The organism is Haladaptatus sp. SPP-AMP-3 (assembly GCF_049568665.1).
In the GTDB taxonomy this organism is placed as follows: Archaea; Halobacteriota; Halobacteria; order Halobacteriales; family Haladaptataceae; genus Haladaptatus; species Haladaptatus paucihalophilus.
The window spans coordinates 219,507-235,080 of record NZ_CP145902.1 but is presented as its reverse complement, the minus strand read 5'-3'; the positions used below and the strand labels follow the sequence as shown (position 1 = coordinate 235,080).

The following is a 15,574-nucleotide window of genomic DNA, read 5'->3' as shown; positions in this document are numbered from 1 at the left end:
GAAGGATTAGTTCTCGATACAATCTCGTTTCCCAGATGCCTCTCACACCCGACGAGGGAATTTAGGACGAATTCTATTCGTCTAGCTCACCGACGCGTTCGTAGAGGTTACGGTTGATAAGCAGTTCGACACCGTCGTCTTCGACGAAAAACTCTACAGTGGTTCGTTTCCCGCTTCGCTTTGCAACCCGGAAGGTGTAGTCGTGTGGATCAAATGAAGTCGGCATCAGTCGCATCGATTCTGCTCCCAACGGACTGCTGTACTCTATTTCGAGGAACTCATCAGTTCGGGAGACGGTTGCTTCCTGGATCTCGCCGTAGGCTGTGTACTCGCCTGTGACACGACGCTCTTTTCGTTCGATTTCCCGTTTCGGCAATACCTTCTCCGGTTTTGTTCCCGTTATCTCCGCCAGGAGCTCGATTGCCAGTCTCTCTGGCGATGTGTTCGGCTGTGCGTTACAGCCCAGTGCGATGCCTATCCCTCGGTCTTTGAGGAACCCCAAGTATCCCGCGGAAACACCAGTTCCTCCGCTGTGACCGATCAGCATGTCGTCTCCAAATGGGCGAGTCATCCATCCATAGCCGTAGCCAATCTCCGTTCCATCAAGAAGCGTCCTGAATACCGTGACTGGTTCGACCATCTCTGTAGCGAGATCGTCGTCGACTGGAATGTCCCGTTCGTTCCACGCTGCGATGAACTTCGCCAAGTCCGTCACTGGAGCCTGCAACCCGCCGGGACCCTCGAACAGGGGATCGTCCGGGAGATTGACGCCGTGCATCTTGTCGTCTTTTTCGTAGTATGGCGTCATAGAGTCGTGCGTGTCGCTATTGAGGACATCCACATCGAATGTCGACCGATTCATTCCAAGGGGCTCCAGAATGTTCGTTTCGACGTACTCGGCAAACAGGGTACCGCTGACTACCTCGATGAGTCGTGACAACACGATATATCCGCTGTTGTAGTACAGACACCGATTCCCGTCGAGTCGGCGGCGTTCGACCGAGCCGTCGACATACTCCCGGAACTCCTCCCAGCCGTTCAGCGAATCGTCGAACTCGTTACCGAGGATTGTGCCCATCAGTATGATTGTGGCAGTATCGTCGGACGGCATCCCGGACGTGTGCGAGAGGAGTTCGCGCACTCGAATCGGCTCCCCGGGAGCGTCCTCGAAATACGGGACATACGAGGACACGGTGTCGTCTAGTGAGATTTTGCCGTCGTTGACCAGCATCATCACTGCCATCGCCGTGAATGGTTTCGTTGACGAGCCGATTCCGTACAGCGTATCCTGGGTTGCTGGTGCTTCCAGGTCGAGCTGTCGTTTGCCGAACCCGTCCGCAAACACGGTTTCTGTCCCGTCGACGACTGCGACGCTGATTCCCGGGCAGCTCTGCTCTGTGTGGAGTTTTCGTGCTCTCTCTTCGAGCTGTTCGACCTCGATTGTTGTCGGCTTCGTTGTGGCCATACATGATGAAAATCACATGATAAGATAAGTGTCTGCAGCAATAGATTACTATATACAAATTTACATCTGTGTGGTAGCCAATTATCGAGACAGCATGTCGGCGAATCAGCCACTCAGTAAAGGGATTGATCTTATAAGCCACGAGGTTCGTGCAGAAATTTTGCTGGCTCTCGCCGAGCGGATGCAGGAACGACCCCGCAATGAGACGCTCCGATTCGCGGAGTTACGTGATCGAGTTGGGCACGACGACCCGGGAAACTTCAACTACCATCTCAAACGGCTGTTGGGTACGTTCGTGGAGAAAACTGGCGAGGAGTACCGGCTTTCGGACGTGGGTCATCACTTCCTCGCGGTGCTTCGCTCCGGTCGTTTCGACCCCAATAGGCGACAAGAGTTTCCCGAAATCGAGACCTCATGTCTGGTGTGTGGAACATCCGCGACAGTCACCTACGAGAACGGGTCGCTCCGGACGGTTTGTAAAAACGACCACACTTCGATATTGAACGTCGGGCCTGAACTCCTCGATTCACACTCGATGACAAACGCACTCAACATAGCGACTCGCCGGACGCTGTTGGAAGCCAAATCGACGATGGACGGAGTCTGTCCGTACTGTGAAGGACAGACCGCCGGGACAGTATCCCGTTTTCCCGGTGAGTCTGTCCCCGTCTCCTATGAATGGTCGTGCAACAAATGCGGTATCTTCCTTCAGAACAGCGCTGGGGGCTGTGTCCTTTTTCATCCCGCGGTCATTGGGTTTTGTTACCAGCATGGCGTTGACGTGTTCCAGCATAGCTGGGAGATACTCGTCGAGAACGTCGGAATTGCAGCAGTATGCACCGAGGAACCACTCCGCGTTCAGGTCGGTGTCTCCCTAGAAGGAGAGCAGTTGAAGCTCACGTTGGACGACTCGGCGACGGTTATCGATGTTGCGAAGGATGGTGCGTAACTTCTGACAACTAGGTGACAGAGACGGCTCGGACTGCTCGAAGGATATCGAGGAAATACCTTAGAAACAGCCGCTCGTATACTGGCATATAGGACCATGTATGAAAACATCCTGTTACCGGTCGATGGAAATGACGACGCAGCGGAAATCCTTCACCATGTTGGTGAAATTGCCACATGGACAAGCGCGACCGTTCGACTCCTGTTCGTGGCGGATACAACACGGGACAGTGTCGCTGTCGTCGAAAATACGGTCGTCGACACGTTGGTACAAGAGGGAGAAAAAGTCGTTGAGGAGGCAGGGAAGACCCTGAATTCGCTTGGTGTCGAGTACACTACTGACGTAGTCCAAGGAAATCCTGCGCCGACCATTGTAGACTATGCTGAACGATATAATCATGATTTAGTTGTAGTTCCTTCTCATGGTCGCGGAGGTGTGTCACGGTATCTTCACGGAAGTGTCAGCGCAAAAGTCGTCCGTCTCTCTCCGGTTCCCGTGCTAACCGCTCGGATGAAACCAGACGAACAATTGGAATTTCCGTATAAAAATCTCCTCATTCCCACAGATGGAAGCGCGGAAGCAACGACCGCTGCCGACCATGGACTCGAACTCGCGAAATCCCTCAACGCTACCGTCCATGTTCTATCAGTGGTCGATGACGCTTCGCTAGGCCCTGATATCCGATCGGAACTTTTGACGGAGGAACTCGAACAAGTTGCAACAAAAGCGGTTGACCAGATCGTGACCGAGGCTAAAACGCGTGGTCTTACAGACGTAATCGGTCATATCGGGTCAGGATCCCCTGCTACGGAGATACAGAGCACCATCGAATCAAATGATATTCACGCTGTCATCATGGGGACGACTGGACGACAAGGAATCGATCGAATACTGCTCGGCAGTGTTGCCGAAACCACCGTGCGTTCTGCTCCAGTTCCGGTGATTACAGTTGCTGGTAACTCATAATTTGATTAGCTTTCTTTCGGTGTATATAATACTATCAAGACACGACCCGTAGAGTCAGTAGACACAAAGTGAGACGCGGGGGCCTCCCAGTCCGAATGATATCAAAGAGAGGTAGATTTGCGGCAACTCTACGATCATGCGATTAAGTCATAATATTCATGTATATGTATCATTCATCATCCATTTCTTGAGTTGATTGAACTTGTTGGATTTCAAGACGGGTGATACGAGCGTCATCAATAGCAGCCACTTTGAAAATGTATCCTCCCTGTTCAATCCGGTCATCGACCTTGGGTGCTTGCCCTAAATTGCTGAAAACGAACCCTCCGATCGTCTCCACGGTTTCAGCCTCGAATTCAGTATCCAGCCAGCTGTTTACTTCTTGGATAAGGGCACTCCCATCGACGATGTATGTTCCATCATCTTGCGTTTCGATGAATGGTTCTTGAGGTGCTGTGTCGAATTCGTCTCGGATATCACCTACAATCTCTTCGAGAATGTCCTCAATGGTCACAATTCCCTCAAAAACCCCCCATTCGTCGATCACAACTGCCATTTGCCCGCCCCCGTGCGTCTGAAACTCCGCAAGGATCTCGTCGATCCGCCTTGTTTCCGGGACTACGAGCACGTCTCGTGCGAGGTCACGAGCCGTGAGAGAGTCATCTTGATTCGTTTCCGTTTCGATTGCTCGGAGGATGTCCTTTGCGTGGGTGAATCCGACTGGATGTTCGCCCTCTTCATCGAGTACAAGATATCGCGTATAGGTCCCATTGGCGGCAACTGATCGAAGTTCTGAAAGGGGCATCGAAGCGACCACAGTTTCTACATCAGGGCGTGGGATCATGACCTCGCGAGCGATGGTGTCCCCAAGTTCGAAGACGCTTTCAATCATCTCGACTTCGTCAAGATCGATGTGCCCCGTTTCCTCTGATCGAGTGAGAATCATCCGGATTTCCTCTTCGGAATGGGTTTCCTCACTTTCAGAGGCTGGGGAGATACCCAGGAGTCGGGTAAAATAGTTCGCAGTGCCGTTGAAGACGATGATCCCGGGCTTAAACACGTAGTAGAAGAACTTCATAAGGGGAGCAACAAGCAGCGAGATACGTGCAGCCTCTTGAATAGCGAATGTCTTCGGTGCGAGTTCACCGAAGACGACATGAAGGAAAGTGATAAAGCCGAATCCGAGTGCGAATGCGACAAAATGAATCACGTCGGCAGGAAGGATTTGTCCAAGAATGGGTTCAATGAGTGCTGCTACGGTAGGTTCTCCAACCCATCCGAGACCTAATGAGGAGAGAGTAATCCCAAGCTGACTGACAGCGAGATAATCGTCTAAATTCTGGATGGCGCCTTGCACGAGGGTTGCACCGGGTTTACCCCGTTCAACAAGTGTCTTCACCTGGGTTGGTCGAATTTTGACAAAAGCGAATTCTGCGGCTACAAATATCCCGTTCATGATAACGAGGAAGAGTGCAAGAAGCAATCCTCCGACAGTAATCAGATCTACCATGTTCACTCATTGCCCTTTGAGGACCTTGTAGGAAACGGAAATCGATACGGGCAACCAAACAGGCTTCTATCATCTTCGTCAATATTAAAAAGGTACTGGTGGATCAATTCTATTTGGATGTGACATATTCAGTCGATTCGAATCATCTGAGGTCATCAATTCAAAAGGAGTCGGCCACTGCAGCTGTTCGTCGATACCGGTGGATTGTACGCTGCTTTTGATGAAGACGATATAAATCACGAAGCAGCGAATGGAATATTCGGTGGAATGGTAGCAGGAGAGTATGGACCGGTGTTCACCAGTCGGTATGTGCTTTCTGAGTTTGCGACACTGATGCGGTACCAGATTGGACACACAGCGGATGTCGATGCACTTCGACGGTTCGGTAGTCTCAGACGTCCGAGATCCTACCGGTGGACAAGCAGACGTTCGACGTGGCACGTGAGGAGTTCGAACGTTTCGACGACTAGCGGATTTCATTTGTTGGTCAAACGAGTGCAGTGCTTGCACGGGAGCACGAGATAGAGCATCTGTTCGCCTTCGACAGTGGTTTTCGAACGATGGGGTTCGAGCGAGTGCCGGTTGACAGAGAGGCGTAGTTTGTAGCGTTCCTTTCGTGGAGTACAACCTCTGATCGGATGAGCAGTACACATTCGTGGACTCTCCTATCAACTATCGAAAACCCCGCATATAGTCGCAATACTGACTGTCTTATTTTTTAACAGTTGCACAAAGCATTTACCGAACCCCACGAAGCCATTGATTGTGGCGCGGTCGCCGCTGACACCCTGAACGGGTTCCCATATGGGTCTGGCGCCATCACTCCCGATCCATACTTCCCCCCTGTGCCCGCCACCTCCTCCTTCCTGCTCGAACGCGTGCCATACCCTGTCCGAGCAGGGATTAAACATTCATAACGCATTCACTGCCTCAATTTTCCAACAGGCCTACGTCTCAATGAATTTTGAAAATCAGGTCTCCAAGAGACCGATCAGGAACTGGCAAACCACAGTTCCATCGCTCCAGAAGGCGACCTCGTTTTGAGTCCTATCGTGGGTTGGAACGAGGACACTCATGAGAATAACGTCAGAACCAATCGCCAGAATACGACCACTCCGATCATTATCCTCAAGCTTCATCGGGAACTGGCACGCTTCGAGACCACGCTCTTCGAAAAGCTCACAAACCGCGGGGTTCCCACTCGTGATGAAGACATCGATACCATCCGCTTGTGCCTTCGAAAGCGCCGTGACCACATTGTCGTCCAGTATTATCGGATCGCGTGCGCCGAAGATAATCCGGTTGTTCGCGTTGCTGATGCGTTGGGTGACACGATCGTTGCTCGTTTTTTGGCCCTTGAGCGTCCAAATATCTTCTTGGGTTTCCATTTCGTCGATCGGCTGTTGTTGCAGAGAGTCGAGTGCCTCGAAGTGACGAGGATTGCTATGAGAAGTGCAAGAAACACCTGCTGGTTTCGCATACAGCATTCACGCTAAACAGCAGCAAATAGGTTGTTCCATCGTAGGTAACGAAATTCTCGAGGATATACGTGAGTCTGTTTCGGCAGTGACCGCTCGGTGAGGGTTGAGACCCCGGTAGCAAGCAGTAACTAAACCCTGTATCGACGTATACAATCCCATTAAGGTATTATTTCGAATATTTGGGATGTATCATAGCTCGTGAATAATTATCACGGGGACTCTCGAAAAACTTGAGAAGGACTATAATGAGCGCTGAACCATCATTCGCCGACGTGGGCTCTGTGCCCAGACCAACCCATGCTCCCATGCCGTCTGCTTACTCCCCTTGTCATAATGAGCTAGGTAGTGTCACGAGTAGACTCTGTCCGAGGGTTTACCTGTCGTGTCCTCGAATTAGAGAGTACGAATGGGTCCAAACGGGAAATCGCCACTCACACCACTTGCGCAAGAAGCGCTCGATGCGCTCGCGAGTGCGCTCCCAGATGAAGGAGAGCTCACGTACGAGCAAGCGTATGCGATTTTGAAGAAAGAGGAAGATCTTGGGCAGCCCGCTGCCGATGATATCGTCGAACGGCTGCACAATAAGGGCCATCTTTACGAAGTCGAGGGAAAGCTCCGGCTCACTGATTACGAGGCTGAATAGCGAATCCTTCCCTCGTCGGTTACGATGATCGCGAAACTCTTCGAACTCCTCGACCGGAATGATCGTCTTTTCACGTGAACTGACCGCGATTTCTTTGAACATGCCGTCCGGACAACTGTCGAGCAAACACGAGACTGAATTCTCTCCACTCTACCGAGCCTGATCAACTAACCGGGCATGGGTTTTCACTAATATCGCAGTGTGCTCCGGGCGGTTCGTAGATGGGGATGGTATTGTCGCTACGAACGGAGACAAGATAGCCCTCAACTGTGAATCGTACCTCAACATCACTCTTTTTGGACGCACATACTTCGATGATGTCTTCGAGAGCATCTGGGTTCACGTATTCGTACAGTGCAAAGGTACTCTGACTACCTGTCGGCTTTATCACATCCGCGAGTGTCTCAACGAGAATAACAGAAAGCTCCGAAGTCGATGCCTCAAGATCGATCGTCTCGGACGCAACTAACGTATTGCGCTGGTGGACTCGGTTCAGAGCACTCTGTGGTGAAGCCGAATCAGCCGGTCGTTTTGATTCTCATATAGTAGTCAAAGACAGAAGCAGTATCGGAAGCGGCACCGACCAATCGGTTGAACGCCGCTTTTGGGCATGCAAGTGCAGTATTTTCAGTCGATGCTCTACGACCGCGTGAATTATCTGACGTATATCCATTAACATTCCAAGATACTGGTCCGACACAACTCCATCACACAACACCCCAACTGTGCACTGACACCCGTCGCCAGCGCCAATAAAATCACTCTGAAAGAGGGGTAGATTCACGCGTGATTCGCACTACTCTTCGGGGAGATCGCGTCGACTTGACCGTACACAGGGCCAACACGGAAAGCCACCAAGCCCATCTCAGTCACGGTCCGCTAGCTGGTCGGTATCGCTGTCTTGTGTCTGGGGTTCCGGTTCTTGCTAAATTTCCGTTCCACCGTCTGCGACAACGGAAGCGTTCGGTATCGCTAAGTGTGCTTCGGTCTGTTCGAACATTGGCATCCACTCTAAATCCACCTCGTAGTGGAAGGCATGGTGGTCTTGGGTCGGGTCGACGACCGTCAGTGAGAGCCAGTCGTTGTCCAGCAGTTCGGTCAACTCCTCGTGGTCGGCCAAGACGCCAGTGACGCGCTCGACCGGCGCATGGACGACCGTCGAGAGGCGGAGCGGCTGGTGGTACGGTTTGTCATCGGCGGCCATCAGCGACTGGAGGGGGAGACCGGTCATCAAGTCGCCGCCGGTGCCCTGGTAGACGCCGACGTTGCCGACAGGGTTCTGAGTCACCTTCGAACCGCTGCCGTAGACGGCGTTGTCGACTGTCGAGAAGTAATACTGGGTGTTGATCCACTGGGTAACGACCATGGGGCCCGTGAGGATCGCTTCGAGCGCGTCGCCGTCGGGGTCGGTCGACCAGTCGTAAGAGTGAAGGAAGGACCGGCCGTCGAGGTCGAGGTCGCTCGTCAGTTCGCGAGGGGCGACGACGAAGCCAGCGTTGCCGGCCAGTCCCCACTCGGGACGCGTTTCGGCCCAGTCGGTGGCACGGCGTTCCGTCTCACTGACGCCCATCGAGCTGTCGGCACCCATCGACTCGGCACGCTCGGCTGTCGCGTTCTCGCGAGCGGTGGCGAGGTCTGCACGCAACTGGTCGAGATCCCCCGCGTGACTTTCGGGGATGTCGTCATCGTACAGTTCCACCTCGTCAGTCGTCGTGTTGTGTTCGCCGGCGAGGAAGACAGTGTCGTCGGGGATGTCGAAGCCGCGTTCGCGTAGCGCCGTCTTGACACCCTCGTCGTTACAGATCGCTGCAAGTACGCGGGCATTCGGTCCGCCGGGGTTGCCGGCACAGGCGCCACAGTCTAGGCTCGCCTCGTACGGGTTGTTGGCCGTCTCGCTGGCGTGGCCGGCGAAGACGACGAGACGGCCGAACTCCTCCCAGCCCATCAGGTCGAAGGCAGTCGCGGCGTACTCGACTTTTTCATCGTGGGTCAGTCCCACCGGGAGATCACCGACATAGGTGTGCTGGTGGTGGATCAGCGGCTCACAGAACTCGTGTTCGTCGGGCACCGACGCTTCAACAGCGTCTAACAAGTCGTGGACGCGCCCGGGAACGAGCGTGCGGGCCGCGAGTGCGAGGCCGTAGCCGCTGCCAGCGTTTTCGACGAAGCCGTAGGCTGTGGCGGCGTTGGCCTCTAGCGTCTTGATAATCTCATCGGCGGCCTCGCGGATGCCCCACCAGCGGTCGTGGCTCGCCTGCGTGTCGTTGTCGGTCGGAAAGTCGTGGATGTAGTGCTGTGGTTCGAGGATCGGTGGGCAGGCCTCGACCGCTACATCGGTGTCGTATCCCTGATACTCGATCGGGATGCCGAAAAAGCCAGCATACCCGTGAGTCTCATAATCACCCCCCGCCTCGATGTGACGGCGAATGACTTCCGAACGAGTGTCGATACAAAAGACAAGCTGGGCGTCTGGACGGCCCGACGGATCGCTATCGGCCATCGACTCACTCTCCTCGGCGATCGCCTCGACGAGATCGTCACGGTATGTCGCTTCCCACGCACGCAGGAACGCCTGAGCGAGTTCGTCGGCTGGCTCCGTGTCGGTGCCCTCGTTCGAGGGCTCGAGGTCAACACCGGTCGCATCTGACAGTGCCAGACGCACCGCGAGGTACTCCTCCAGCGAAATCGGGTATTTAGACTGCCACTCTCTCCCGTCATCGACACGCTGCTTGATCAACCCCGTCCAGCCCGGGAGGGCAGCTAGTTGCTCCTCGAATATAGACACCCACTGGCTCTGCGGGTACGGCTCCAGCACCGTTTCGATCGTCTCGATCGGCGTCTCGGGAAGGTCAGTGATGAGCCCTTCGTCTGGAATTTCGCCGTCGTATTCGACCACCCCACGAAAAGCGGCGTAGAACCCTTCTTCGCGGTTCGGCATCGACCAGTGGGCACTCCCCTCGTCGAGGAAGTTCGATAGCCACTTCGTCAGCACTTGGTCAACATGGTTTGGGGAGGTATCGGTGACACCCTCCCCGACGTCGGTCGCGTCGGAAATGCGGTCCAACAGCGTATGGGGTTTCTCTTCGTAGCCAGCCTCGGCAAGTTCCGATTCGAGTATCTCCGGGTCTATTTGGCCACGTTTCAGTGCCGTCTCGAACGTCTTGGGTTTGGGGTACCCGCGACCACCTAGCAGGTCGGTTGCCCGTTGGACCGCCTCGCCGAACGGCTGGTCCTCGAACCCCGAGAGCGGGTTGGCCGTCACGAACGAGTGGATGGGCCAGAGGAACCCGATGCTAGTCGCTGCTTCATCGATGCTGTCGTGGATGATGGATTCAGTATTCATTATAATCCTCTGTGGAGGTCAGGAGGGTATCCGACGCGGGTTGGCTGGCGTTAATCAGTGCGACGTAGAGACGCTGGCTGCGCTCGTGGATACCGGTCTCGATCCCAACGTAGATGCCGACGAAGACGACGGCAATGACGCCGTGGAGCAGAGTCAGTTCAGTCGGGGCTGTGACCATCGGAAGTCCGAATAGGAGTCCGGATATCGTCTCGTAGACGGCGGCGTAGACGACGATGGCTGGGAAGAAGACCAGGGGGACGGCTCCGTAGCGGGCCGACCGCGAAAGTGAGGTGGTCTGGACCGCATTGCGGGCCGCGTGGAGCATGGTGAACACGACGAAGAAGGTCAGCAGGAGTCCGGCGTCCATGTTCGTCCCTTTTCCGGTCAGCGCCGCGAACAGTATACCGCCGGCTAGTCCGGTCAGCAGCGTCACTGCGAAGGTGACGACGCTCGTCGGGTACCCCACCGTGTGCGGGGGCTCCTCGCTCGGACTGGTATGTTCAATCTGCCCACCGGAGGAGAGGAATTGGTATGCCTTGTAGAAGCCGTGCAGAATGAGGTGGGTGATGGCGGCTCCGAAGAACCCGAGACCAGCCTGCATGATCATGAATCCCATCTGGCCGACCGTTGAACAACCGAGTTTGCGCTTGACGTCTGTCTGGACCGACTTCAGAAGTTTCCCACCAATCGCGCTGGCCGCGCCGACGGCGACCACTGCCAGCATGAAGGTAGTATCGACGGTGACGACCGGGGCAAAGCGGACCAGCAAGATGCCACCCGCATTGACGAACCCGGCGTGCATCAGTGCCGATGCCGGTGTCGGAGCGGTCATCGAGGAGAGGAGCCAGCCGTGGAAGGGAACGAGCGCCGACTGGATCATCGCCGCGAGGACGAGACTCCCGGCAGCCACGAGCCACACCGCCCCGTCGAGCGAGTCAGACGCCGCGGCGATCCCGGAGATCGTCGTCGCGCCGGTCGTCCACCACAATACGGTCAGCGCGACCCCGAGTAGCGCGCTGCTGGCGAGGAAGTACCGGCGGGCGACCGTCGCGGCCGCCCGTGCCTGGCGCCAACCGTCGACAAGACCGACGAGTTTCGCCATCACGAGCCCCATCGCCAGCCATAGGAGCCAGAACAAGGCGATAAGGTCGGCGGCCACGAGCCCCATCACAGCAGCCGTGAAACCGAACACGGCGAGGAAGAAGTCGGTCTCATGGGCGCTACCAGCCATGTAGCGGCGAGAGTAACTGTGAACAATACCGCTAAAGAAGGTGACGACCACCCACATCAGAACGGTCAGGCCATCGATGGCGACCACGCCGGGGATCTCCCACGACCCGCCGAACCGGACTCGGGCGATGAGGACGGCGATACTCGCGGCGAACAACGACCACACGAGCCACGTTAGTACAACGGGCACGGACGGCGATTCCACCGTCGTGTCCGGGAGCGCTCCGATCGTCGGTTTCGAGCTACGTCCTGACATCGTTCATCCTATTGTCCGACCATCTCGTCTACCGAGACGAACTCGGAATCCGCTTCTGGTCGTATTCAACACGATAGAGAACAAAATGACTATTAAATCTATCTATGTTCACAGAACGTTCGTAAATTGGCCATTATAGAACAGTATGGTTTTGTTGGTTCTGTATTTAAACACCCGGTATAGGAGGGTCAGGTCAGGAGATTTGTGACCTGTACCGACGAGTCATCGGGGAGACGAGCCCGGATTGTGGTTGGTTCTGTCTCGCCGTCGAGGGCGACCAGATACTGCTTGTCAGGAAACGTATTGTACGCCCCATCTTGGTCGTGTACGTAGCCAGCGACCGTGACCGACGACGGGAGTGCCTGCTTGAGAAACACAACCTGGCGACAGACGTTGTACTCGACAAGTCGATTCTGTCTCGTCTGAGGTGGCATCGAGTCAGCCAGGAGCCCCTCCTCAAGCGCATCTCCGACGAGCGAACGGAGCGGCTTCAACCGCGCTTCGATACCTGCAGGTGACTCTGAATCGGGTGCGATCCACCGGTCGTACGCGTCTTCGAGAACCTGACACCTCGTGTGTCCGACGATGAGTACTGCTGTAATGTCGTGCTGCGTTTTGAGGAGTTCAATATCGCTGTCCAGTACCACCTGACCTTCGTACTGATCCCATGTCTGATTCCCGAGCGTCTGAACTCCGATGACGTTCCAGGTAGCATCGACCGGCCACAGCGGTTCCCAACTGCAGTCGCTCATCGAGCACGAGACGACGAGGGCCGTCTGGGTGGCCGAGCCATCTTCCCGGTTTCTCCGAGAACCGGTCCATTCTTGAACTGACTCGATAGCAGATTCGAGATCGTCCCCGCTCATCGTAAACCACGCCACCTCCGTTCAGACGCATTAGTGTCGGCCATTGGCTCTCTGTAACGGATTTGAATCTGAAATGAGATAATGTTACCGAAACGTTCGATATATTCGTCACGAAGAACAGTTCGTTATTGGTGCGGGGTGGTATGGAAGAACGCTCAGGGACGCCCTCGTTGGGCAGTCGTTCGAACCGATCGGTGGACGTATCGTCGTTGAGGACGACGGGATCGAGAACATCGAGGGGGACAGAAACGACATCGATTAACGTCATACTGCTGGCGTTCGACAACGCTCACACGCATCTGGAGATTCCCTTGCAGAAGAAGCGGTTCGACGTCACCGTCCGGGGAGTGTTACGGATAGCTACCACGGCTTGAGCCGAAATCGACGAACTCAACTGCGGTGTCAGCTCCCGACAGAGGGGCAGCACTTGCTGTCCTTGCGGGATTCTCGGATAATCTAGCTGACCCGATCGGTCCGGTACGGGCAGCCGTCCGTCGCGCGACCGAGCCAGACGTCAAACACGTCGTCGTTTAGGAATCGTCCTCCGTGTGAGTCTCGGAATCGAACTTACCGAAAGGTGTCGTCTCGTGGGTTCGAACGAGAACTTCATCGGCAACGGTGAGCCCCATATCGAGGAGTGCCTGTGCGACGGGTGTGATGTCGCTGTCCGACTCGCCGACAGCAGTCACGAGGAGATTCTGTTCTCCGGTGACCAGCTCCTGAACTGAGACGACGCCATCGATTTCTAGAATATCGGGGATAAGGTCACCACGTTCGACTATCGAAGCGGTGCAGTAGAGCAACATTTGGAGCGGATAGCCCGATTTCTGATAATCGACGCTGGCACTGTATCCTTTAATTACCCCATCGGATTCGAGACGCTGGATGCGCTTGCGGACGGTACTGTCCGAGGTACCGGTTCGTTCTGTGATGTCTCCAGAAGACATGTTTCGAGCGTCTTCTTGGAGTGCATACAGAATTGCTCTGTCAACGTCGTCGATCTCTTCTTCAACCATACCCGTTTGTCCGCGACAAAGCCACTTTACCTTTGTATGTTGCTCGAGACCCTCACCGATATCTATATTTTCATCTCCTCTCTTTGGACTATTTTCGAGGACAGAAAGACAACTACAACGACGACCATAAATGGGGACTTCACTAGTCAACGGAAGAGTTCATTAATAAAACGACTACGATAAATATCGAAGATACACCAGGTTGGTTCTACTTCTTTGCAAGCTTCTCGTACGTTTCGGCATGCTCTTTCCGCTCGAGTGCCGCCATTGTACGCATCACTTCGCGGCGTTCTTGTGCCGTCTCCGCCGCTTGCAGCTGTTTCCGGAGATTGGCACGTTCAGCCACGGAGTTAGCTGGCTTGTCCGAGTTCATTCGATATCAACTGGCACCCGCTCGAACCCCATGGTCCGAAGGTCACTGTCGAAGGCGAACAGATGCTCTATCTCGTGCTCCCGAGCAAGTACTGCACTCGTTTGATCAACAAATGAAATCCGCTGGTCGTCGAAACGCTCGAACTCCTCACGTGCCGCGTCGAACGTCTCTTTGCCCACCGGTAGGATGTCGAACGTCCGTGATTGGCGAACCGTCGAAAGCGCCTCGACAGCAGCGGTGTGCCCAATCTGGTACCGCATCAGTGTCGCAAACTCAGAAAGCACATACCGACTGGTGAACACCGGTCCATACTCACCGGCTTCCATGCCATCGAACACACCATTCGCTGCTTCGTGATTCACATCGTCCTCGTCAAAGGCAGCGTACAACCCACCAGTATCGGCGAACAGCGGCAGTCTGGCGACTCTTCACTTGGCCCTGGTCCTCAAGCTGTCCAAGCTTCCGTCGAGCAGTCTCTCGTGGACACTCGAGCGCATCGGCGACATCACCGGAGGTCACACGGGCCCCTCTACTTCCTCGAAAATGGCGAGCACGTCGGTGGGTGTTACCGTCTCGACGTACCGCCCTGCATCACCGCGATCTTTGGACATACGCCACGGTACACACTACCGGAGTATAGTCCTGTGGTGAATACCAACCTTTGTGGCCATGTGGCATATACAACATAGTGGGAAGAACGGTGCCCTCGGGCGTGTGTAGAAACGCGCCGGGTGCTGGAACACCCGGCACCGGTCTTCCGAAATCCAAGGCGGACGTTTTCCTTTGTGTGCGCGGGACAATCAGGGCCAACGTGTTTGCGTGTTGCAAAGTACGGTCGTCATGTTGTTAGGCTGCCTCTGGTGTTGCATTGTGTCCTTTAGGACAATATATAAAGAATGAAGTGTTCAAGATGGGTCGGCTTAGTTGGACACAAAACAATAATATCTATACCCTTCTAACTGAGTTCTATGGACGATAAGGATCTTCGAATTCTTAAAGCGATCGGGATACTCGAATCGGGAAGCCCTGACAAAATAGCCGACGAGACTAGGATTCCGAAATCAACCGTTCACTATCGTCTCGAGAAGTTACAAGAAGAGGGGATCATAAAGAACGAAATCTTCGATATCGACTTCGAACAGGCAGGATTAAATCTCACCCTCATCACGGAAGTCTGGGCCGAATACGACTCTGGGTACCACAAACAAGTCGGTGACAAACTCGGTAACGTAAATGGCGTTAACCAGGTGTATTTTACCCTCGGTGACACTGACTTCATTCTGGTTTCGCACCTTGCATCTCGTGGAATGGTCGAAGATCTCATCTCGGAATTCGAAGAAGTAGACGAAATCTCGAGGACGAGTTCGAAGTTCGTTATCACGACGATCAAGGACGAATCAAATCCACTCAACGACTACGACATTGAGAGCCTAAAAGACGCGCTTCTTCCGGACCTCTCGTAACGAGCACGTACCT

Annotated in this window: 13 protein-coding genes; 3 read left to right on the top strand and 10 right to left on the bottom strand. The window is 54.6% G+C overall.

The genetic code is table 11. From position 1 onward, the window contains the following. Nucleotides 1-73: 73 nt before the first annotated feature. Nucleotides 74-1,465: a serine hydrolase gene (locus V5735_RS23955; protein ID WP_423747258.1), complete on the bottom strand. Its 1,392-nt coding sequence runs from the start codon at nt 1,463-1,465 to the stop codon at nt 74-76. Nucleotides 1,466-1,559: 94 nt separating this feature from the next. Between V5735_RS23955 and V5735_RS23950 the strand changes: the two genes are divergently transcribed. Both V5735_RS23950 and V5735_RS23945 read left to right on the top strand, forming a co-directional pair. Continuing rightward, on the top strand, nt 1,560-2,414 hold the full coding sequence (locus tag V5735_RS23950) for a DUF7351 domain-containing protein (protein ID WP_423747257.1): 855 nt from the start codon (nt 1,560-1,562) through the stop codon (nt 2,412-2,414). A gap of 96 nt (nt 2,415-2,510) precedes the next feature. Beyond that, nucleotides 2,511-3,380, top strand: a complete 870-nt coding sequence (locus tag V5735_RS23945) for a universal stress protein (RefSeq protein WP_423747256.1) — start codon at nt 2,511-2,513, stop codon at nt 3,378-3,380. Nucleotides 3,381-3,549: 169 nt separating this feature from the next. Here the strand turns inward: V5735_RS23945 and V5735_RS23940 are convergent, their stop codons facing one another. From V5735_RS23940 to V5735_RS23900, 9 genes are all read right to left on the bottom strand, one after another. Next, entirely contained in the window at nt 3,550-4,890 is a 1,341-nt protein-coding gene (locus tag V5735_RS23940) for a hemolysin family protein (RefSeq protein ID WP_423747255.1), read from the bottom strand. A 971-nt stretch (nt 4,891-5,861) separates the two neighbouring features. Continuing rightward, nucleotides 5,862-6,377: a hypothetical protein gene (locus V5735_RS23935; RefSeq protein ID WP_423747254.1), complete on the bottom strand. Its 516-nt coding sequence runs from the start codon at nt 6,375-6,377 to the stop codon at nt 5,862-5,864. A gap of 367 nt (nt 6,378-6,744) precedes the next feature. Then, nucleotides 6,745-7,116, bottom strand: a complete 372-nt coding sequence (locus tag V5735_RS23930; protein ID WP_423747253.1) for a hypothetical protein — start codon at nt 7,114-7,116, stop codon at nt 6,745-6,747. A gap of 61 nt (nt 7,117-7,177) precedes the next feature. Continuing rightward, on the bottom strand, nt 7,178-7,405 hold the full coding sequence (locus V5735_RS23925; protein ID WP_423747252.1) for a HalOD1 output domain-containing protein: 228 nt from the start codon (nt 7,403-7,405) through the stop codon (nt 7,178-7,180). A 534-nt stretch (nt 7,406-7,939) separates the two neighbouring features. Beyond that, complete coding sequence (locus tag V5735_RS23920; RefSeq protein WP_423747251.1) at nt 7,940-10,357, bottom strand: DUF2309 domain-containing protein; 2,418 nt, start codon at nt 10,355-10,357, stop codon at nt 7,940-7,942. Then, complete coding sequence (locus tag V5735_RS23915; RefSeq protein WP_423747250.1) at nt 10,347-11,843, bottom strand: proton-conducting transporter membrane subunit; 1,497 nt, start codon at nt 11,841-11,843, stop codon at nt 10,347-10,349. Before V5735_RS23915 ends, V5735_RS23920 begins: the two co-directional genes overlap by 11 nt. A gap of 188 nt (nt 11,844-12,031) precedes the next feature. Continuing rightward, the gene (locus V5735_RS23910) at nt 12,032-12,709 is read right to left on the bottom strand and encodes a PadR family transcriptional regulator (RefSeq protein WP_423747249.1); all 678 of its coding nucleotides are present in this window, start codon (nt 12,707-12,709) and stop codon (nt 12,032-12,034) included. A 530-nt stretch (nt 12,710-13,239) separates the two neighbouring features. Beyond that, nucleotides 13,240-13,725, bottom strand: a complete 486-nt coding sequence (locus V5735_RS23905; protein WP_423747248.1) for an Lrp/AsnC family transcriptional regulator — start codon at nt 13,723-13,725, stop codon at nt 13,240-13,242. Nucleotides 13,726-14,094: 369 nt separating this feature from the next. After that, entirely contained in the window at nt 14,095-14,460 is a 366-nt protein-coding gene (locus V5735_RS23900) for a type II toxin-antitoxin system VapC family toxin (RefSeq protein WP_423747247.1), read from the bottom strand. A 606-nt stretch (nt 14,461-15,066) separates the two neighbouring features. On the opposite strand from V5735_RS23900, the gene V5735_RS23895 reads away from it, so the two are divergent. Beyond that, nucleotides 15,067-15,561, top strand: coding sequence for an Lrp/AsnC family transcriptional regulator (locus V5735_RS23895; protein ID WP_007981432.1), 495 nt, complete (start codon nt 15,067-15,069; stop codon nt 15,559-15,561). Nucleotides 15,562-15,574 lie beyond the last annotated feature (13 nt).